Annotated in this window: 14 protein-coding genes and 1 pseudogene; 5 read left to right on the top strand and 10 right to left on the bottom strand. The window is 73.1% G+C overall.

The window, feature by feature from the left end; genetic code table 11:
- Positions 1-5: 5 nt before the first annotated feature.
- A complete protein-coding gene (locus AC4IHM_RS14270; RefSeq protein WP_490867419.1) occupies positions 6-2,594 on the bottom strand; it encodes an NACHT domain-containing protein in 2,589 nt (862 codons plus the stop codon).
- A 399-nt stretch (positions 2,595-2,993) separates the two neighbouring features.
- On the opposite strand from AC4IHM_RS14270, the gene AC4IHM_RS14265 reads away from it, so the two are divergent.
- The gene (locus tag AC4IHM_RS14265) at positions 2,994-3,677 is read left to right on the top strand and encodes a M23 family metallopeptidase (protein WP_490867418.1); all 684 of its coding nucleotides are present in this window, start codon (positions 2,994-2,996) and stop codon (positions 3,675-3,677) included.
- 18 nt (positions 3,678-3,695) lie between these two features.
- Here AC4IHM_RS14265 and AC4IHM_RS14260 read toward each other — a convergent pair whose 3' ends face one another.
- Positions 3,696-4,283, bottom strand: a complete 588-nt coding sequence (locus tag AC4IHM_RS14260) for a TetR/AcrR family transcriptional regulator (protein WP_490867417.1) — start codon at positions 4,281-4,283, stop codon at positions 3,696-3,698.
- Positions 4,284-4,480: 197 nt separating this feature from the next.
- Between AC4IHM_RS14260 and AC4IHM_RS14255 the strand changes: the two genes are divergently transcribed.
- Positions 4,481-6,082 (top strand): MDR family MFS transporter, encoded by a 1,602-nt coding sequence (locus AC4IHM_RS14255; protein ID WP_490867416.1) that lies wholly within the window; start codon positions 4,481-4,483, stop codon positions 6,080-6,082.
- A 425-nt stretch (positions 6,083-6,507) separates the two neighbouring features.
- On the opposite strand, the gene cseC is transcribed toward AC4IHM_RS14255, so the two are convergent.
- From cseC to AC4IHM_RS14230, 5 genes and pseudogenes are all read right to left on the bottom strand, one after another.
- Positions 6,508-7,875 carry a two-component system sensor histidine kinase CseC gene (gene cseC, locus AC4IHM_RS14250; RefSeq protein ID WP_490867415.1) on the bottom strand — a complete coding sequence of 456 codons (1,368 nt, stop codon included), beginning with the start codon at positions 7,873-7,875 and terminating at the stop codon, positions 6,508-6,510.
- Positions 7,876-7,891: 16 nt separating this feature from the next.
- Positions 7,892-8,597: pseudogene (cseB, locus tag AC4IHM_RS14245) on the bottom strand (two-component system response regulator CseB).
- Positions 8,598-8,762: 165 nt separating this feature from the next.
- Entirely contained in the window at positions 8,763-9,449 is a 687-nt protein-coding gene (locus tag AC4IHM_RS14240) for a hypothetical protein (RefSeq protein ID WP_490867414.1), read from the bottom strand.
- Complete coding sequence (locus AC4IHM_RS14235; protein WP_490867413.1) at positions 9,437-9,976, bottom strand: SigE family RNA polymerase sigma factor; 540 nt, start codon at positions 9,974-9,976, stop codon at positions 9,437-9,439. Before AC4IHM_RS14235 ends, AC4IHM_RS14240 begins: the two co-directional genes overlap by 13 nt.
- Before the next feature lie 284 nt (positions 9,977-10,260).
- On the bottom strand, positions 10,261-11,217 hold the full coding sequence (locus tag AC4IHM_RS14230) for an HhH-GPD family protein (protein WP_490867412.1): 957 nt from the start codon (positions 11,215-11,217) through the stop codon (positions 10,261-10,263).
- Between the two features lie 334 nt (positions 11,218-11,551).
- On the opposite strand from AC4IHM_RS14230, the gene AC4IHM_RS14225 reads away from it, so the two are divergent.
- A complete protein-coding gene (locus AC4IHM_RS14225) occupies positions 11,552-12,412 on the top strand; it encodes a hypothetical protein (RefSeq protein WP_490867411.1) in 861 nt (286 codons plus the stop codon).
- 54 nt (positions 12,413-12,466) lie between these two features.
- Here the strand turns inward: AC4IHM_RS14225 and disA are convergent, their stop codons facing one another.
- Complete coding sequence (gene disA, locus AC4IHM_RS14220) at positions 12,467-13,591, bottom strand: DNA integrity scanning diadenylate cyclase DisA (RefSeq protein ID WP_161166833.1); 1,125 nt, start codon at positions 13,589-13,591, stop codon at positions 12,467-12,469.
- 81 nt (positions 13,592-13,672) lie between these two features.
- Positions 13,673-15,082, bottom strand: coding sequence for a DNA repair protein RadA (radA, locus tag AC4IHM_RS14215; protein ID WP_490867410.1), 1,410 nt, complete (start codon positions 15,080-15,082; stop codon positions 13,673-13,675).
- A gap of 196 nt (positions 15,083-15,278) precedes the next feature.
- On the opposite strand from radA, the gene AC4IHM_RS14210 reads away from it, so the two are divergent.
- Positions 15,279-17,060 (top strand): BACON domain-containing protein, encoded by a 1,782-nt coding sequence (locus AC4IHM_RS14210; protein WP_490867409.1) that lies wholly within the window; start codon positions 15,279-15,281, stop codon positions 17,058-17,060.
- A 12-nt stretch (positions 17,061-17,072) separates the two neighbouring features.
- Here the strand turns inward: AC4IHM_RS14210 and AC4IHM_RS14205 are convergent, their stop codons facing one another.
- The gene (locus tag AC4IHM_RS14205) at positions 17,073-17,924 is read right to left on the bottom strand and encodes a DUF3109 family protein (RefSeq protein ID WP_490867408.1); all 852 of its coding nucleotides are present in this window, start codon (positions 17,922-17,924) and stop codon (positions 17,073-17,075) included.
- 73 nt (positions 17,925-17,997) lie between these two features.
- Between AC4IHM_RS14205 and AC4IHM_RS14200 the strand changes: the two genes are divergently transcribed.
- Entirely contained in the window at positions 17,998-18,930 is a 933-nt protein-coding gene (locus AC4IHM_RS14200) for a Ppx/GppA family phosphatase (RefSeq protein ID WP_490867407.1), read from the top strand.
- Positions 18,931-19,054: the final 124 nt, after the last annotated feature.

The raw sequence follows: 19,054 nt of genomic DNA, 5'->3' as shown, positions 1-19,054 counted from the left end.
GCGGCTCACCCCTGGTGGTCTGAGTGCTCGCGGGGCGCCGGACCGCGCAGTTCCACTCCGGCGGGCAGCTGCCGGGCCACGTCCGCGTCCACGTCCGTGTACACGGTGACCGTCCGCAGCGCGGGAAAGGCGGACAGCCAGGTCAGTCCCTCGACCGGGTGCGGGGCGTCCAGCGAGAGGTGGACCAGGCGTTCGGGCACGATCAGTTCCGTCAGGTCCTCGGCTCGGTAGGCGCCGAGCACCAGGATGCGCTTCCAGCCGCCCAGCGCGCGCAGCGCCCGCAGGTCGTCGGCCGCGGCCACCTCGACCTGCCACTGCTCGGGCAGGTGGGCGAGGACCTCGTGGGCGTACAGGTCGCGGTCGAACCGGCGCCAGGCGGCGGCCAGGAGCTGCTGGACGCGGTGGTCGGGATGGTCCCGGAAGCGGGCCAGGAAGTGCAGGGCCGCCTCGCTGCCCACCTCGACGGCCGTGCTCACCACGGACGCGGCGGTGGCGGAGTCGGCCGCCCCCGGCCCCGGCAGCAGCCCCAGCACCAGGTCCCCGCCGGCCCGCGCCACCTCACGCACCGCCGCGGAGCCGGCCGGCGGCACATGCCGCGCCAGCCCCTCCTCCACCCGCTTGCGCACCCGCGGCTCCACCTCCGCCGCGTACCGCAGCCCGGCCGCCGCCAGCAGGGTGCCGCGAGGCGCTCCCGGGTCCGTCAGCCGGCGCAGCATGTGCTCCGCCTCCCTGGGCCGGGCGTGCGCGAGGGCGAGCAGGATCACGTCCTCCCAGGTGTCGTCGCCGGCGTGGTTGACCAGCAGGTCGAAGTCCATGTCCTGCACGGCCAGCCGGGCGCCCAGATAGTCCTGGAAGGTGCGGTGGAGGAAGTCCACCCGGCCCTCGGCGGGCTCGCGCAGCAGCCCCGAGCGCACCAGCAGCGAGCGGTAGACGGGCTCCTCTCCGGTGTCCGCCAGGTCCAGTGCGGGCAGCGCACGGCCGATGATCTGCAGGGCCTCGGTCCGGTCCATCTCCAGGCGGCTGTTGCGGATCAGCCACCACGCCAGCTTCTGCAACAGCTGCACCTGGGTCGCGTACGGCAGCCGCGCGCCGTCGGGGTCGTGCAGCTCCCGCTCCCGGTCCCGGCGTTCGAGGAGCATGGTCAGGGCCGCCTCGTACAGGGATCTGCGGTCCTGGGGCAGAAAGCCGCGCCGGTCGCGGTGCAGGGCGCAGAGCATGCCGCACATGAGCGGATTGGTGGCCAGCCGGTTCAGCTCGGCGGTGGTCCGCACGGACCGCAGCAGGGCCTCGCCGGTGGCCGGGTCCGCGCCGGCCGCGCGGTGCCAGCGCCGTACGAAGGTGGCCACGTCGTCCTGCGACATCCGGGCGAGCACGCGCTCGCCGAAGCCCTCCGCGGCCAGCCAGTCCTCCGGCACGGCCGAGGGGCGCGAGGTGACCAGCCACAGGTTGCCGGGGAAGGCCCGCACCAGCTCGCGCAGCCAGCGCCGGGCGGCGGCGCGGCGCTCGCCGGCGATCTCGTCGATGCCGTCGACCAGCAGCACCCCGCGCCGGGCCCGCAGGACGCGCTCCACCCAGCCCGGCGGCTGCTCCCCGGCGACGGGGCAGCCGACCGCGCGCAGGAAGTCGCCGGGAAGGGGCAGCTCGGCACCGGGCCGGACGATGCGGCGCATCGGCAGCACGAACGGCACCCGGCCGACGAGGTGGGTCAGCCCGTGGTCGTAGGCGCGGCTCGCGGTGGTCACGGCGAGCCACTGCACGAGGGTCGTCTTGCCGGATCCGGCGACGCCGCGCAGGAAGACCTGGTCGTGACCGGCGAGCACCTGCTCGGCGGCCACGGTCGGGTGCTCCGGGTCCCGGCCGCCGTCGGCACGCCCCGACGGCGGCCGGGTCGCCTCCAGGCTCAGATAGGCGGTGTCCAGCGGCCACTCGCGGGTCCCGGCGTCCAGCCCGTAGATGGTGAGCGTGCCGTGGCGGGCGGCGATGTGGTCCGCGTAGCGCTCCTCGAACCCGGCGTCCTCGGCCGACTGGGCCGGCAGGCGTTCCAGCAGTACGTCGACGGCCCGGACCAGCCGGGCCAGCTGCCGGGTCTGGACGGTCTGCTGGCGGGCGACGTAGGTGGAGCGCTGGGTGAGGAAGTTCAGGATGTGCAGCGAGGCGGTGTGCAGCAGCCGCTCGTACAGCAGCAGGCCGTCCTCGCTCAGGCCGTACGGGGACAGGGACACGTTGGCGCGCAGCCGGCGGGCGAAGCCCTCGGGTCCGAGTCCGACGGCCTCGTAGTCCTCGACGGTGGTCTCGCCGAGCCGGGCGAGGGTGCGGGCCAGGGCGTGCTTGACGGCCGGTGCCTCGGCGACGTTGACGGGCAGCTCCCCGGGGCCTGCCGCCGCCAGCGCCCTGCGGACCAGCTCCTCGGCGATCCTGTCGACGTCCTTGGGGGTGACGCTGCGCTTCTCGCCCCGGAAGGACACCAGCGCCGATATCCGCACCGGCCGGTCCACGAGCCCCGCTCCCGGCCCGTCCCGGACGAAGAGGCTGCGGACCAGTGGCGCGACCGCGCTGGACGCCACACGGGCCCCGAGTGCTGTGACGTCGACCATGCTCCGAGCCTAGGTGAACCCCCTTGCGCGGGGGGCCGGTTAGCCGGGACGGGAGTAGCCCCGGTCACATTCACCGGCCCTTCGACCATGGCCGCCGGTGACATGCCGCACAGGCCGTTCGCCCTGTACTACGGGGAATAGTGGAAGCCGCAAGAAGTGCGAAAACGGACATATCTCTACGTCGAGAGGGCCGGTTTCCGGGTTCCTGAGCAGGTTTTGTCCAAAATGGCGCCTCTGTTGTGGCTCGGAAAGTATCCCGTTGAAGTACTAAATACGGTCGTAGGTCACACCTTTGTGTGGTTCGGGGTCATCGCGTTACCAAGGTGGAGCCCGCCCGACGAGCGCCTTGTGCGTCCCGCCGGAGGGGCATCCCTCTGTCCCCGTCCCCATGAGGTTCGAATGTTCTCGCGTGTCACGTCCCGTTCTTCCCGTACGACCCTCCGCACTCGCGCCGCGGTGATGGCCGCCGGCCTCGGAGCCTCGGTCGCACTGGGAGCCGGGGTCGCGGCCGCCACTGGCACCACGGCGGCCTCCAGCACCACCACCGCCGCCACCGCCGTCGAGGCCCAGGCCGCGGCGCAGGCCAAGGCGGCGAAGGCCGAGAAGGCCGCCACGAGCACGAAGGGCACCGCCACCGCGAAGAAGGCGGCCACCAAGAAGGCCGTCTCCTGGGTGGACCCGGTGAAGAAGTACTCGCTCAGCGCCGGCTTCGCCCAGAGCGGCGGCATGTGGGCGCACAAGCACAGCGGCCAGGACTTCGCCGTGCCGGTCGGCACCAACGTGGTCGCCGCCCACGGCGGCACCGTCGTCAAGGCCGGCGGCAACGGCGCCGGTGACGGCCCCGCCTACGGCAACGCGATCGTCATCAAGCACGGCAGCGGCACGTACTCCCAGTACGCCCACCTGTCGAAGGTCAACGTGAAGATCGGCCAGATCGTGAAGACCGGCCAGTCCATAGCCAAGTCCGGCAACACCGGAAACTCCAGCGGCCCGCACCTGCACTTCGAGATCCGCACCACCGCGAACTACGGCTCGGCCATCGACCCGGTCGCCTTCCTGCGCGCCAAGGGCGTCACCGTCTGACGGTGACGGCCGGGGGGTCTAGGAGCCGCCCGCGCCCCGGTGGGCCTGGGTCACCAGGTCGGTGGCGACCTCGAGAACGGCCGCGCGCTGTTCCTCGGGGTCGCCCTCCAGATCCCGCAGGACGAACATCCCGGCGTGCAGCGTGAACAGCGCACTCACACAGCGGACCTGGTCCACCAGGTCCGCTTCCGGGTCGATCAGGGCGTCGCGCAGGCCGAGCATGCGGGTCTTGAACATCTCGCCGATGCGCAGGTCCCGGATCGTCGCCTGGTTCTCCTGCATGAAGCGGAACAGGGGCGCCGCGCCCGCCAGCGCCTCGCTGTAGCGGCGGATGATCTCCTGCTTCGTCTCCAGGGAGTGCGGCTGCTCCCGCGCCCAGGTGATCAGGTTCTCCATCGGCCGTGAGAGGTCCTCGAAGATGCTGACGAGGATCTCTTCCTTGGTCTTGAAGTGGTAGTACAGCGCGGCCTTGGTGACGTCCAGGCGCTCGGCGATCTCGCGCAGCGAGGTCTTCTCGTACCCCTGCTCGGCGAAGAGTTCGAGTGCCACGTCCTGGATGCGCTGGCGGGTGTCACCCCGGCGTCGCTGCTGCTTGGTGCCGTTCATCGTGCCGCCCATCCTCCCGCACACCTCCTGCTCCGCGCACTTTGCCTGGTGTCCCGTACTTTGCCTGGTCCCCGCGCTTTCCGAAAAACTTACTTGACGCCCGGCTAGTTACGCGTCTACCTTCCCGAGTGTAGTCAACTTGCCGGGCGGCAAGTAAGTAGGCGGCGGAAACAGCGGTAGCTGGGGGAGCAGGAGCAATGGCGGACACAGTGGAGGCGGCGACCGGCGACGCCGGTGCCGGCAAGCAGCCGAGGAGCGTGCGGGTCGTCCTGCTCGCCCTCATGATCGCGATGATGCTCGCGATGCTCGACAACATGATCATCGGCACCGCGATGCCGACGATCGTGGGTGAACTGGGTGGCCTGGAGCACCTGTCCTGGGTGGTCACCTCCTACACCCTCGCGACCGCGGCCTCCACCCCGCTGTGGGGCAAGCTCGGCGACATGTACGGCCGCAAGGGCTCGTTCATGGCCTCGATCGTGATCTTCCTGGCTGGCTCCGCGCTCAGCGGCATGGCCCAGGACATGGGCCAGCTCATCGGCTTCCGCGCCGTCCAGGGCCTGGGCGCCGGCGGTCTGATGGTCGGCGTCATGGCGATCATCGGCGATCTGATCCCGCCCAGGGAGCGCGGCAAGTACCAGGGCATGATGGCCGGCGTCATGGCGCTGGCGATGATCGGCGGCCCGCTGGTCGGCGGCACCATCACCGACCACTGGGGCTGGCGCTGGTCCTTCTACATCAACCTGCCGCTCGGCGCCATCGCGCTCATCGCCATCAGCGTCGTACTGCACCTGCCGAAGAAGCGCAGCCAGGCGCGGATCGACTATCTGGGCGCCGCGCTGCTGACCGTCGGCATCACGGCCATCGTGCTCGTCACCACCTGGGGCGGCACCGAGTACGCCTGGACCTCCGCGCGGATCATGGAGCTGATCGGCATCGGCGTCGCCGCGCTGGTCGGGTTCGTGTTCTGGCAGACCAGGGCGGCCGAGCCGATCGTGCCGCTGCACATCTTCCGCAGCCGCAACTTCACGCTGATGTCCCTGATCGGCTTCATCGTCGGCTTCGTGATGTTCGGCGCCACCCTCTTCCTGCCGCTGTACCAGCAGGCGGTGCAGGGCGCGTCCGCCACCAACTCCGGGCTGCTGCTCCTGCCGATGCTGGGCGCGATGCTCGTCACGTCGATGGTCGCCGGGCGGGTCACCACCAACACCGGCCGCTACAAGGTCTTCCCGGTGGCTGGCGGCCTGCTGATGACGGTGGGGCTGTTCCTGCTGTCCCTGATGGACACGGACACCAGCCGCCTCACCTCCGGGCTGTACATGGCGGTCGTCGGTCTCGGCATGGGCTGTCTGATGCAGATCACCATGCTGGTGGCGCAGAACAGCGTGGAGCCGAAGGACATGGGCGTCGCGTCCTCGTCCACCACCCTCTTCCGCACCCTCGGCTCCTCCTTCGGCGTCGCGATCATGGGCGCGCTCTTCAACCACCGCGTCCAGGCCGCCATGACCGAGCAGGCGGGCGCGCTGGGCTCCCGGGTGACCGAGAAGTCGGCGCAGCTGGACGCGGCGAGCCTGGCCAAGCTGCCGGACGCGGCCCGCGAGGCCTACCAGCACGCGGTCTCCTCCGGCACCCACGGAGCCTTCCTGCTGGGCTCGGCGGTGGCGGTGCTCGCGCTGGTCGCGGCGGTCTTCGTGAAGGAGGTGCCGCTGAAGGGCGCGAGCCCGCAGACGAAGGACGCCCCGACCGGCGACGACGGCGACGCGGCCACGGCGAAGGCACCGGTGACCGAGTCGGTGTGATGCCGGTGCGGCGCGTCGCGTGGGCGTGGGGCCTTTGGGGGTGCTTCCCCCGGAGGCCCTTGTCGTTGGTCGCCGGGCTCGCAGGCGGGGGATGTCTCGGCGGCGGGTGGTGAGGTGGCGGGCTGCGGTGAAGGGGCTGGTGACCTGCGGTGCGTGGGCGTAGGGCCTTTGGGGGTGCTCCCCGGGGGCCCTCGTCGTTGTCGTCCGCCCGGGTGGGACGCGAGAGGGCCGGGATCGTCGTCGACCGGTCGGTGGCCTGCCCGCGCGGGGGTCGGCCGCGTCGTCGTACGGGCCGCGGCGAGGGCGTCGGTGCCGCCCCGCCTGCGGGTGCCGACCCCGAGCAGTCCTGCGGGCCATGAGAGGGGACGTGGGCGACCCGCGCAGGCCCGGCCCCGGAAGCGCGCCGCCGCTGCGGGCCTCGGCCGTCAGGGCTCTCCCCTGGACGACCTGTCCGGCATCATCGGATAGCTCCCCGTGTTCGTCGGAGCGTGCTCCGGGAGCCACAGGACGGCGACCGCGCCCTTGGCCGGTACATGGCCGGGGGCCCCGGCGGGGCGTACGTTGCGGAAGGTGAGCCGGGCGCCCAGGACCCGCGCCTGGCCGGCCGCGATGGTCAGGCCCAGCCCGTGTCCGCGGCCCGCCCGGTCCGTGCTGCCGGTGCGGAAGCGGCTCGGGCCGTCGGCGAGGAGATCCTCGGGGAAGCCCGGCCCGTGGTCGCGGACCCGGATCACCCGGCCCTCGACGCTCACCTCGACGGGCGGCCGGCCGTGCCGGGCGGCGTTGGCGAGCAGGTTGAACAGCACGCGCTCCAGCCGGCGCGGATCGGTGGTGACCTCCGACTCGTGGACCACCCGCACCTCGACGGCCGGGTCCCTGGCCGCCACCCGCCGGCTCACGAAGCCGCCCAGCATGATGTCCTGCAACTCGGCCCGCTCCGAGGCCCCGTCCAGCCGGGCCACCTCCAGCACGTCCTCGACGAGCGTGCGCATCGCCTTCGCCCGGTCGAGCACCAGCTCGGTCGGCCGGCCCGGCGGCAGCAGCTCGGCGGCGGTCAGCAGTCCGGTCACCGGGGTGCGCAGCTCGTGCGCGATGTCGGCGGTCACCCGCCGCTCGGCCTCCAGCCGCTGCTGCAACGCGTCCGCCATCGCGTCCACCGCGCTCGCGAGATCGTCCGTCTCGTCCCGCAGGACGCCGCCGATGGCGTCCCGCACCCGGATGTCGTGCTCGCCGTTGGCGACCTGGTTCGCGGCGCTCGCGGCCTTGCGCAGCCGGCGCGAGAACTGCCCGCCGATCAGCACGCCCAGCGCGCTGCCGCCGAGGACGACCGCGATGGAGCCGATGACCAGGGCCTGGTCGAGATCGCCGAGGATGTCCGCGCTGCGGTCGGTGAAGCCTGAGTGCAGGGACATCACGTGCCCGTCCTTGAGCGGCACGGCCGCCCAGATGTCCGTCACCCCGTTCCGCCGCTCGGTGACGTACGTCGCCCGCCGCCCCGCCTCGACCTTGCGGCGCAGCTCGGCCGGCAGCTCGGGGTCGTCGATCCGGGTGTTGGGGAAGTTCAGCCGCCCGGACAGCTCGTAGTTGCGCTGGGCGATCAGGACCCGGTCGTCGGCGAGGTCACGGGCGTTGTCCAGCATCGACACCCGGGCCGCGTTGTGCACCACCAGGCTCAGCGCCACCGCCACCAGCGCGCCGACCAGCGCGATGGCCGCGCTGAGCTTCCAGCGCAGCCCGGTACGGATGCTCCACCGCCCCGGTGGCGAGGCGGTCAGGCGTCGGAAGTACCCCCGCATGTCCCCGTGTCCCCGCTCAGGCCTTCAACTTGTAGCCGAAGCCGCGGACCGTCTCGATACGGTCCTGGCCGATCTTGGTGCGCAGCCGCTGCACATGCACGTCGACGACGCGGGTGTCTCCGCCCCAGCCGTAGTCCCACACGCGCTCCAGGAGCCGGTCGCGCGAGAGCACCGTGCCCGGCGCGGAGGAGAACTCCAGCAGCAGCCGCATCTCGGTCGGGGTGAGTGCCACCGGCCGCCCGGCCCGGTGCACCTCCATGCCGTCGGTGTCGACCTCCAGCTCGCCGAAGGTGAGCACACCCCCGGTGTCCGCGCCGCCCGGCCCCTCCGTCCGGTCACCGCCCCCGGCGTGGCCGAAGCGCCGCAGCACCGCCCGGATCCGGGCGACGAGGACGGCCCCGTCGAACGGCTTGGTGACGTAGTCGTCGGCGCCGGCCTCCAGGCCCAGTACGACGTTCGATGGAGTCCGCCCGCGCCGACAGCATGATCACCGGCACCGTGGACTCGTCCCGGATCCGGCGGCACAGGCTGACGCCGTCGAGGCCGGGGACCATCACGTCGAGGAGCGCGATGTCGGGGCGGTCGGCCCGGAACGACTCCAGGCCGGACAGCCCGTCGGGCATCGCGGTCACCGCGAAGCCGTCCCGCTCCAGGGCGAGCTGGGTCGCCTCGCGGATGACGTTGTCGTCCTCGACGAACAGGACGTGGGTCTGGTCTGCCATCCCGGTGCTCTCAGTCCTCGTGGTGATGGTCGGGTGCGATCGCCGGACGCGGCGGCACTCACCCGCGTCCTCCTGGGCAGACGCCGGGAGCGCGCACCGCGTTCAGCGGGCCGTCGGTACGGGCGGCCCGATCGGTTCACGCGCCGTGCACGCCGGCCCCGCGCGTCAGGTGCCCGGCGCGGGCACCGGCGTCGGCGCGGTGCCCACGGCGTTGCTGTAGTCGTTGTGGGTGCGGTACTTCTCGACGAACCCGGCCGTCGCCCAGCGGTACGTGATCACGTTCTCGCCGGACGGACTGGACACCGGGTCGCCCCTCTCGTACACCTGCTTGGTCACCACCAGGTCGCCGCGGTCGATCTCCGCGTAGACCGGAGGCTCCTCGGCCTTGAACACATTCTGGTACGCGCCGCCCTCCTCGCGGTACACGTAACTCCCCACACCCACCGCGTCACCGCACGTCAGCACGTTGACGACGACGTCCTGCGCCGATCCGCCGGTCAGCTCCCCGTACGACACGTCGACGGGGTACTCGTCGGCGACGCACGGCTTCAGCTCGCGCTTGACCTCGGCGGAGACGGCGGGGTCGGCCTTGACGAGCCGCACCGGGTCCACGCGGGCGGGGGCCTGCGAGGGGGAGGCCGCGGGCGAGGAGGCGGCGGCGACGCCGCCCACCGCCTCGGCGTGGGCCGGCCCCTCGTCACGGGCGCCGGTGCCGCCGGTCCCGCAGCCGGAGAGGCAGACGCCGACGGCGGCGAACACGGCCACCGCCGTACTCGCCGCCCGCGTGCTTCTCCGGGTCCCCCCGGTCGCCCGGTTTCCTCCGGGTGTCCGGCCGCCGGTCAGGCCGCGCAACGCTCCCGCTCCTCACGCTCCAGCGCCCGTGCGTCCAGATCGCGGGCGACCAGCTCCTCACGGAGCCGGGCGAGCGCCCGGTGCAGCGTGCTCTTGACGGTTCCGGCCGACATGCCGAGGGCGGCGGCCGTCTCCTCCGTCGACATCTGCTCCCAGTGTCGCAGCACGACGACGCTGCGCTGCTTGGGGGCGAGCACCTTCATCACGTCCATCAGCAGGGCGCGGTCCGCGTGCTGCTCGGCGGCGTCCTCCACGCAGGGCTCCGGGAGCTGCTCGGTCGGCACCTCCTCCAGCTTGCGCGCCCGCCACCACTCGGTCCGCGTGTTGATCATCACCCGGCGCAGGTAGGCGTCGGCCAGCCGCTTGTCCTCGATGGTCTCCCAGCGGCGGTACGTCCGCGCCAGCGCCGTCTGCAAGAGGTCCTGGGCGTCGACGGGGTCCGGGACCAGACGGCGGGCGCTGCGCAGCAGCGCGTCCTGCCGGGTGCGGACGTACTCCTCGAATTCGAGCACCTCGCCCTGCGCCATGGTCGACCGCCTTCCGATCCCCGTATTCCGACGGCTCGACCGCCGCCGGCCCACTGTCTGTGGTCCTGCTCGTGCTGTGCCCGCGGGGCACGTGAACGAAGGTAGGGAAGCGTTGTCACGGCGCTGTGCGAAGCAGCCTGCGGCCAACCCTCGGCTGTCCGTCGGTTGTGTAACGGAAGGAGGAACCGGGTAAAACGACGGACCACTTGGGGATGGTAAGGGATGATTTGCCCGACAGGTGGACTGTCACGGACGCGCCGCCGTCGCTGTACTCCGGCTGTACGTCAGCTCAGCGGCAGCCGGTACAGCCCGTCCGCCAGCGGCTCCACCAGACCGTCGGCGACGAGGCCGTCCAGGGCGCGGGCGCGCTGGACCGGTTCGTGCCACACCTGGTCGAGGGCGGCCTGCGGCACCGGCCCGTGCGACTCCCGCAGCACCGCGAGCAGCCGGCCCCGCACCTGCCGGTCGGTGCCCGCGTAGGTCTGGCCGCGCCGCGGCGGTCCGTCGTGCGCGGGCTTGCCGGCCAGCCGCCAGGCGCACTGGGCCGCGATCGGACAGCGGTGGCACGACTCGTTCTTCGCCGTGCAGATCAGCGCGCCCAGCTCCATCGAGGCGGCGGCCCAGCGGGCGGCGCTCGCCTCGTCCTCGGGCAGCAGCGCACGCGCCAGCTTCCGTTCGGCGGCGGTCGTGGCGTTCGGCGGGTACTGCGCGCCGTTGACCGCGCGGGCGAACACCCGGCGGACGTTGGTGTCCAGTACGGCGTGCCGCTGGCCGTAGGCGAAGGAGGCGACCGCGGCGGCCGTGTACTCGCCGATGCCGGGCAGCGCGAGCAACTGGGCGTGGTCCGCCGGTACGTCGCCGCCGTGCCGCTCCGCTATGGCCGCAGCGGCGCCGTGCAGTCGCAGGGCGCGGCGCGGATAGCCGAGCCGGCCCCAGGCGCGGACGGCCTCACCGGGGGCCTCGGCGGCGAGGTCGGCGGGGCGCGGCCAGCGGGCGAGCCACTGCTCGTAGACGGGCAGGACGCGGCTCACCGGTGTCTGCTGGAGCATGAACTCACTGACCATCACGCCCCACGCGCCGGCCTCCGGGCGCCGCCACGGAAGATCGCGGGCGTGCTCGTCGAACCAGTCGATGACGGGAGCGTGCAGCGGCACACCGGACACGGCGGCGGTGGCCGAGGGCGCGGTGGGGGTGGGGTCGGAGGGGCCGTCGTTGTGCGGGGGCTTCGTGGGCACAGTCATGACCCTGCGATCCTCCCACGGCGGGACCGCCCCACGGGCGCATCGCCACCCGGTGACACCGTCCGCGTGCCCGCGAGCCGCAGCCATGGCCACAGGTGCAAGGGCCGCGATCGCGAACATCCGAGGGCCGCACGGGGTCGAACCCAGATCGGTGTCTCGTACTCACGGACGGTAGGCGATCGGCCGATACGGTCACGCCCTGCGATCGGCACGTGGGTCACCCGGCGATCGGCAGGGGGTCCGGGCCGGCTCCGGAATGATGATCCGTAAAAGTTGCGGGCTTGAACGGCGGGTGGGACAAGGGAACGCGCGGATCTCTCGTACAGTTTGCGCCGTGGGATCTCTGCGCAATCCGGTCGGGCCGCTTCCCTCCTCCATCTACTGGCGAAGGAGGGCCGTACTGCTGTCCCTGTTCGCCCTGTTGGCGCTGCTGATCACGTGGATCGTGGTCTCCGGCGGCGGGGGCGGGGGGCAGGGCCGCCAGGACGGCGCCAACGGCAAGAATCCCGCGCCGTCGATCACTCCGGGTCCCTCGGACTCCGGGCCGGCGATCAGTCAGGCGCCGGGCGGGCGCGACGAGTCGGGGAGCGGGGAGTCCAGCGGTCCGGGGTCGGGCTCCGGCGGCGGTGACGGTTCGGACGAGGGGTCCGGCGACGGTTCCGGTTCCGGCGGCGGCGAGTCGGGTGACGGTGCCGGGTCCGGTGGCTCGGGCAGTGCCGGCGGCGGGGGCTCCGCGGGAGGTGCGGCGACCGGCGTGGGCGCGGGCGACGCGCTGCCGGGCGGGTCGAGTCTGCCCAACTGCACACCGGGCGCGGTGAAGTTGAGCCTGCGCAGCGTCCGCAACACCTACTCGCCCGGACAGACCCCCACCTTCGAACTGACCGCGCGGAACACCTCGGGCAGCGACTGCAAGGTCGATCTCGGCCCCAAGCACGCGGTGTTGACGATCACTCCGACCGGCGCCGACGACGCGTACTGGTCCTCGGACGACTGCGTCAAGGGCACCGGCAGCCTGCCGTACCGGGTGGCCGCGGGCAGCGGCATCGCCTACACCGCGAAGTGGGACCGCAAGCCGAGCGCCCCCGAGTGCGGGACGCCCCCGGCGGGTTCGGCCAAGGCCGGGACCTATCTGGTGGAGGCCAAGGCGGCCGGGTTCGAGAAGGTACGGACGTCCTTCGTGCTGGAGAGCGACTGACGCGGGCCGGACAGCCGTCGGCCGGACGCGGTGTTCCGGGGCGGACGGCGCCGGTCAGACGTAGCGCTCCAGGATCGACGACTCCGCCAGCCGTGACAGGCCCTCCCGCACGCTGCGCGCCCGCGCCTCGCCGACGCCGTCCACCGTCTGGAGGTCGTCCACACTGGCGGCGAGCAGCTTCTGCAGGCCGCCGAAGTGCTCCACCAGCCGGTCGATGATCGCGCCCGGCAGCCGCGGCACCTTCGCCAGCAGCCGGAAGCCGCGCGGCGACACCGCCGAGTCCAGCGTCTCCGGAGAGCCGGTGTAGCCCAACGCGCGGGCCACCGTGGACAGTTCGAGCAGCTCGGCGTGGCTGAGCTTGTCCAGCTCGGCGAGCGCCTCGTCGACCGTGCGGGAGCGCTTGGCCGTCGGCTCGGGCACATAGTCCCGTACGACCAGCTCGCGCTCCGGCTCCACACCGGCGATCAACTCGTCCAGCTGGAGGGCGAGCAGACGCCCGTCCGTGCCCAGCTCCACCACATACTCGGCGATCTCGGTCGCGATGCGGCGGACCATCTCCAGGCGCTGGGAGACCGCCGAGACGTCCCGGACGGTGACCAGGTCCTCGATCTCCAGCGCCGACAGCGTGCCCGCGACCTCGTCGAGGCGGAGCTTGTAGCGCTCCAGGGTGGCCAGGGCCTGGTTGGCCCGGGACAGGATCGCCGCGGAGTCCTCCAGGACGCGGCGCTGGCCGTCGACGTAGAGGGCGATGAGCCGCATGGACTGGGAGACGGAGACGACGGGGAAGCCGACCTGCTTGCTGACCCGGTCCGCCGTACGGTGCCGGGTGCCGGTCTCCTCCGTGGGGATCGTCGGGTCCGGGAGCAGTTGCACGCCCGCCCGCAGGATCTTGGACAGGTCGGAGGACAGCACGATGCCGCCGTCGAGCTTGCACAGCTCGCGCAGCCGGGTCGCGGTGAACTCGACGTCCAGCACGAAGCCGCCGGTGCACATCGACTCGACGGTCTTGTCCGAGCCCAGCACCATCAGACCGCCGGTGTTGCCGCGGAGAACGCGCTCAAGGCCGTCCCGCAGGGGCGTGCCGGGCGCCACGGCGCTCAGCGAGGCGCGCATCAGGCCATCGGCACCGGCACTCCCACCGGACTTTCCGGGAGCTGCTGCCCGGTCGTTGGCTGCCACTGCACTCCTCCGGTCGCAGGTTCTTCAGGCGCTCCCGTGTCGCACACTCGGTCGTACGGACGGGCGAGACCAGGGCAAAGTCTACCGGCGGTCCTCGTCCTCCCGTGGGGCCTCTCGCCGACGCGAGCGCGGAAGCACCCGCAGGGCGGCCCCCATGTCCGCGACTTCCAGGACCTTCATGCCGTCGGGGACCCTGCCGGGATCGGTCGGTACCAGGGCGTGGGTGAAGCCCAGGCGGTGCGCCTCGGAGAGCCTGCGCTGCACGCCCGTGACCCGTCTCACCTCACCGGCGAGGCCGACCTCGCCGATCGCGACGAGGTTCTTGGGCAGCGGGGTGTCGCTCGCCGCACTCGCCAGCGCGAGCGCGATGGCGAGGTCGGCGGCCGGCTCGGAGAGCTTCACACCGCCGACCGTCGCGGAGTAGATGTCCCGCTTGCCCAGGGCGCTGATGCGCCCGCGCTGCTCCAGGACGGCCAGCATCATGGACACCCGGGAGGTCTCCAGGCCGGAGGTGGTGCGCCGCGGGGAGGGGATCTGGGAGTCGACGGTGAGCGCCTGCACCTCGGCCACCAGCGGGCGGCGGCCCTCCAGGGTGACGGTCAGACAGGTGCCGGGCACGGGCTCCGCGCGGCGGGTGAGGAACAGTCCGCTGGGGTCGGTCAGGCCCGTGATGCCCTCGTCGTGCAGCTCGAAGCAGCCGACCTCGTCGGTGGTGCCGTAGCGGTTCTTGACGCCGCGCACGAGTCTGAGACGGGCGTGCCGGTCGCCCTCGAAGTGCAGGACGACATCCACGAGGTGTTCGAGCAGGCGGGGTCCCGCGATGGCGCCGTCCTTGGTGACGTGGCCCACGAGCAGGGTGGACATGCCGCGCTCCTTGGAGGCGCGGATCAGCGCGCCCGCCACCTCCCGCACCTGCGCCATGCCGCCGGGGGCGCCGTCGATCTCCGGGGAGGCCACGGTCTGCACGGAGTCCAGGACCAGCAGGGACGGCTTGACCGCGTCCAGATGCCCGAGGACCGCGGCGAGGTCGGTCTCGGCGGCCAGATAAAGGTGGTCGTCGATGGCCTTGATGCGGTCGGCGCGCAGCCGCACCTGACTGGCCGACTCCTCACCGGTGATGTAGAGGGTCTTGTGCTCCTCGCTGGCCGACTTGGCCGCCACGTCGAGGAGCAGCGTGGACTTGCCGACGCCCGGTTCGCCCGCGACGAGCGCCACCGCGCCGGGCACCAGACCGCCGCCGAGCACCCGGTCCAGCTCGGGCACGCCGGTGGGGCGGGCGGTGGCCTGACGGCCGTCGACCTGGCCGATGGGCAGCGCGGAGGTGGTGACGCGCCCCGGCGTCGTCGTGCGGACCGCGGGCGCGCCGTACTCCTCGACCGTGCCCCAGGCCTGGCACTCGGGGCAGCGGCCGAGCCACTTGGCCGTCTGCCAGCCGCACTCGGTGCAGCGGTAGGACGGCCGTTCCTTGGTGGACTTCGCACGGGCAGCCATGCACGAACCGTAGCCGTCACCACTGACAACGGGCGCCACGGCCCCGGCACCCCTGTGGATCCGGCTCCGTCCGACCCGTACCGGCGGCGGAATCAGGGCTTCCTGTCCCCTTATGAGGGATCGTTTCACCCGTACGAATTAAAAGTGGCCAACGCGCCAGTTCGCGCCACCCATGGCACCCTACGGTCGCCGAGTGATGAGGAGCAGTCCGGAGACCACGACCCGCACGACCGGCGCACACCGGGCGCACCGGGAAGCGCGCGACCGAACCGCTGCGCGCCCGCCGGCCCAACGGCCGCCCGCGCGCCACGCCGCGTACGACGCGTATCTGGACGGCCTGTTCACCTACTGCCTGTCCGTGCTCTGCGACCGCGACGCCGCGACCGCCGCCCTGGGCGATGTCCTCGCGCTCGCCGAGCGGCGCGGCCACCGCGGTCCCGGGGCCGCCGGGGACCGCAGGGCCTGGCTGTACGCGCTGGCCCGCTGGGCGTGCCTGCGCAAGCTGGCCGAGGCCAGGCAGAAACGTCCGAGCGCCCACGCGGCGGGCCGCCCCGACACCGGCCGCCCGCGCACCGCACGGCGGCGGCCCGCGCCCCGGCCCACCGCCCCCGCGGGGACCGCCGGTACCGCCGGGACCGACGCCGCCCGGCAGCGCGACCGCGGCGAACTCGCCCTCCTCGCCTGGCCGGAGGCCGCGGGCACCACCCCCGAGCAGCGCGAGGCCCTCGAACTGGCCGTGCGCCACCGCCTCGCCCCCCACGAGGTCGCCGCCGTCCTCGGCATGGACCCGCCCGCCGCCCGGGAACTGCTCGCCTCCGCCGCCTGCGAGGTCGAACGCACCCGCGCCGCCCTGGCCGTCGTCGAGACCGGCACGTGCTCCGGCGTCGCCCGTCTCACCGGCGACAACCGCTATGTGCTGAGCACCACCCTGCGCCGCGAGCTGGTCCGGCACGTGGACGACTGCCCGCGCTGCCGCCGGGCCGCCGAGCGCGCGATCCCCGGCCGCTGGCCCGGCACCAGCGTCACCCCGGTCGAACTGCCCGTCCTGGAGGCACCCCGCGCGGCGCTGCACGCCGCCATGGCGCATCTCCCGCGCGCGGGGGGCACCGCACCCCGCTTCGACCGGCGCGGCTTCCCGATGGACCCCAAGGACCGGGCCGCCCGGCGGGACCGCATCCGCGCGCGTGCCGTCACCACCACGGTCGTCGCCACCGTCGTCGCGGCCCCCGTGCTCGCCCTGTGGGCGGCCCACCGCGGCACCCCGGCCGGTGAGGGCGAGGACGGCCGCTCGGCCACCACCAGCGAAGCGCAGAGCCCCGACGGCCCGGCCGGCGAGCGGACGGACGGCGGCCAGGGGTACGAGAACGCCGGCAACGCGAGCACCACCCCCGGCACCGGCTTCGGCGGCAACGGCGGTGCCGACGTCTCCGTGGAGGTCGTCGGCGTCCCCGGCACCGGAGACAAGGGCGCCGGACACCTCGCGGTGGCGGCCGGCCACGACGGGGACACCACGCTGCTCACCCTGGCCTCGACCGGCGACACCCCGGTGCGCTGGTCCGCGTCCGCCGGCGCCCCCTGGCTCTATCTGAGCCAGTCGTCGGGCACCCTGCGGCCCGGCGAGACCCTGACCGTCAAGGTGTACGTCGACCATCTGCGCGAGCCGTCCGGCCACTGGACCGCCCGGGTGGCCGTCGCGCCCGCCGGCGCCGTCGTATCCATCAGGGGCTACGGCACCGCGCCTGGCCCCTCCCATCCGGGCCCGCGCCCCGGGCCCACCGGCGGCACGCCGTCCCCGTCGCACCCGGGCCCGTCCCCGACCACTTCGGAACCGTCCCCCGACCCGACACCCACCGACGACCCGCCGCCCACGTCGCCCGACCCGGACCCGACAGCCACCGAGCCGTCCCCGACCGGCGGCCCGGACGGCTCGTCGCCGCCACCGAGCGGCAGCGGCGACCCGAGTCCGACCACCTCGTAGCGGTCGGTCGCCTCAGCGCGCGGGGTCCGCCGGATGCGGTGCCGGCAACGGCATCCGCGAGGCCAGCCGCTCCTCGCACAGCTCGACCAGCCGGTCGTAGCCCGCCTTGCCCATCAGCTCGATCAGCTCCGGCCGGTAGGAGACGTACACCGCCTCGCCCCCGCCGTGCGCCGAGGAAGCCGACGTGCACCACCAGTGCAGGTCGTGCCCGCCCGGACCCCAGCCGCGCCGGTCGTACTCACCGATCGACACCTGGAGCACGCGCGTGTCGTCGGGCCGGTCGATCCACTCGTACGTCCGCCGCACCGGCAGCTGCCAGCACACGTCCGGCTTGGTCTCCAGCGGCTCCCGGCCCTCCTTCAGGGCCAGGATGTGCAGTGAGCAGCCCGCGCCCCCGGCGAAGCCCGGCCGGTTCTGGAAGATGCACGAGCCCTGGAAGGGCCGGGTCTGCCGGGAGCCCTCCTCGTCCTCGGAGACCCAGCCGTGCTCCGTGCCCTCGGCGTGGTGCTGCCAGACGTCCGGAGTGAGCCTCGCCACGTGCTCGGCGACCCGCTTCTCGTCGTCCTCGTCGGAGAAGTGGGCGCCCAGCGAACAGCACCCGTCGTCCGCGCGGCCCGCCTGGATGCCCTGGCAGCCGCTGCCGAAGATGCAGTTCCAACGGGAGGTCAGCCAGGTCAGGTCGCACCGGAAGACCTGCTCGTCGTCCGCCGGATCCGGAAACTCCACCCACGCGCGCGCGAAGTCGAGGCCCTTCTCGTCGCCCGCCGAAGAACCCGGGGCCGCCAGAGCGACCAGCACGCCCCCCTTGTTCTTCTTGTCCTTCTTGGCCGGCTTTTCGTCCTTCGCCTTTTTCGTCTTTGGCACGGAACCAGGGTAAGTCGCCCGGACCGGAAGACGGCACCGCCGCACGCCTCCCGCCGGCAGTAGCGTTCCGTACATGAGACTCGGTGTCCTCGACGTGGGTTCGAACACGGTGCATCTGCTGGTGGTGGACGCACACCCCGGCGCGCGCCCGCAGCCCGCCCATTCGCACAAGGCGGAACTGCGCCTCGCCCAGCTCCTCGACGACGACGGGGCGATCGGCCCCGACGGCGTGGACCGGCTGGTCGGGGTCGTCCGGGAGGCGCTCCAGGCGGCCGAGGACAAGGGCGTCGAGGACCTCCTGCCGTTCGCCACCTCCGCCGTGCGCGAGGCGACCAACGCCGACGACGTCCTCGCGCGCGTGCGGGCCGAGACCGGCATCGAGCTGACCGTCCTCGCCGGCGCCGAGGAGGCCCGGCTCACCTTCCTCGCCGTCCGCCGCTGGTTCGGCTGGTCCGCGGGCAAGCTGCTGGTCCTCGACATCGGCGGCGGCTCCCTGGAGATCGCCTACGGCATGGACGAGGAGCCCGACGCCGCCGTGTCCCTGCCGCTCGGCGCGGGCCGGCTGACCGCCGCCCGGCTGCCCGGCGACCCGCCCGACCCGGACGACGTCAGGGCGCTGCGCCGCCATGTGCGCACCGAGATCGCCCGCACGGTCGGCGAGTTCAGCCGCTTCGGCGCCCCCGACCACGTCGTCGCCACCTCCAAGACCTTCCGGCAACTGGCCCGCATCACCGGCGCCGCCCGCTCCGCCGAGGGCCTCTACGTCCAGCGCGAACTGAAACGGGCCTCCCTGGAGGCCTGGGTCCCCCGGCTTGCCGCCATGACCAGCGCCGAGCGCGCCGAACTCCCCGGCGTCAGCGAGAACCGCGCGAACCAGCTCCTGGCCGGCGCCCTGGTCGCCGAGGCCGCGATGGACCTCCTGCGTGTGGAGAGCCTGGAGATCTGCCCGTGGGCGCTCAGGGAGGGCGTCATCCTGCGCCGCCTGGACGGCATGGGCCAGGGATAGCGCCCCCGAGCGGCGAGGGACGGCGCGAGCGACCACGACGGACCCGCCCCCGCCAGGTATGGCACTCACCACAACGGCGACCAGCGACCCCGCACCCACCCGACCCCACCCCGTAACCTGACCC

This window comes from Streptomyces sp. SL06 (assembly GCF_058244745.1).
The sequence above is the reverse complement of the archived record's forward strand: the minus strand, read 5'-3'. Positions and strand labels throughout refer to the sequence as shown.

Bases quoted from the DNA above. Each gene is read 5' to 3' on its own strand.
- AC4IHM_RS14230 (WP_490867412.1), bottom strand. From the start codon at position 11,217: ATGACTGTGCCCACGAAGCCCCCGCACAACGACGGCCCCTCCGACCCC.
- AC4IHM_RS14255 (WP_490867416.1), top strand. From the start codon at position 4,481: ATGGCGGACACAGTGGAGGCGGCGACCGGCGACGCCGGTGCCGGCAAG.
- AC4IHM_RS14200 (WP_490867407.1), top strand. From the start codon at position 17,998: ATGAGACTCGGTGTCCTCGACGTGGGTTCGAACACGGTGCATCTGCTG.
- cseC (WP_490867415.1), bottom strand. From the start codon at position 7,875: ATGCGGGGGTACTTCCGACGCCTGACCGCCTCGCCACCGGGGCGGTGG.
- AC4IHM_RS14270 (WP_490867419.1), bottom strand. From the start codon at position 2,594: ATGGTCGACGTCACAGCACTCGGGGCCCGTGTGGCGTCCAGCGCGGTC.
- AC4IHM_RS14210 (WP_490867409.1), top strand. From the start codon at position 15,279: ATGAGGAGCAGTCCGGAGACCACGACCCGCACGACCGGCGCACACCGG.
- AC4IHM_RS14265 (WP_490867418.1), top strand. From the start codon at position 2,994: ATGTTCTCGCGTGTCACGTCCCGTTCTTCCCGTACGACCCTCCGCACT.
- radA (WP_490867410.1), bottom strand. From the start codon at position 15,082: ATGGCTGCCCGTGCGAAGTCCACCAAGGAACGGCCGTCCTACCGCTGC.
- AC4IHM_RS14235 (WP_490867413.1), bottom strand. From the start codon at position 9,976: ATGGCGCAGGGCGAGGTGCTCGAATTCGAGGAGTACGTCCGCACCCGG.
- AC4IHM_RS14260 (WP_490867417.1), bottom strand. From the start codon at position 4,283: ATGAACGGCACCAAGCAGCAGCGACGCCGGGGTGACACCCGCCAGCGC.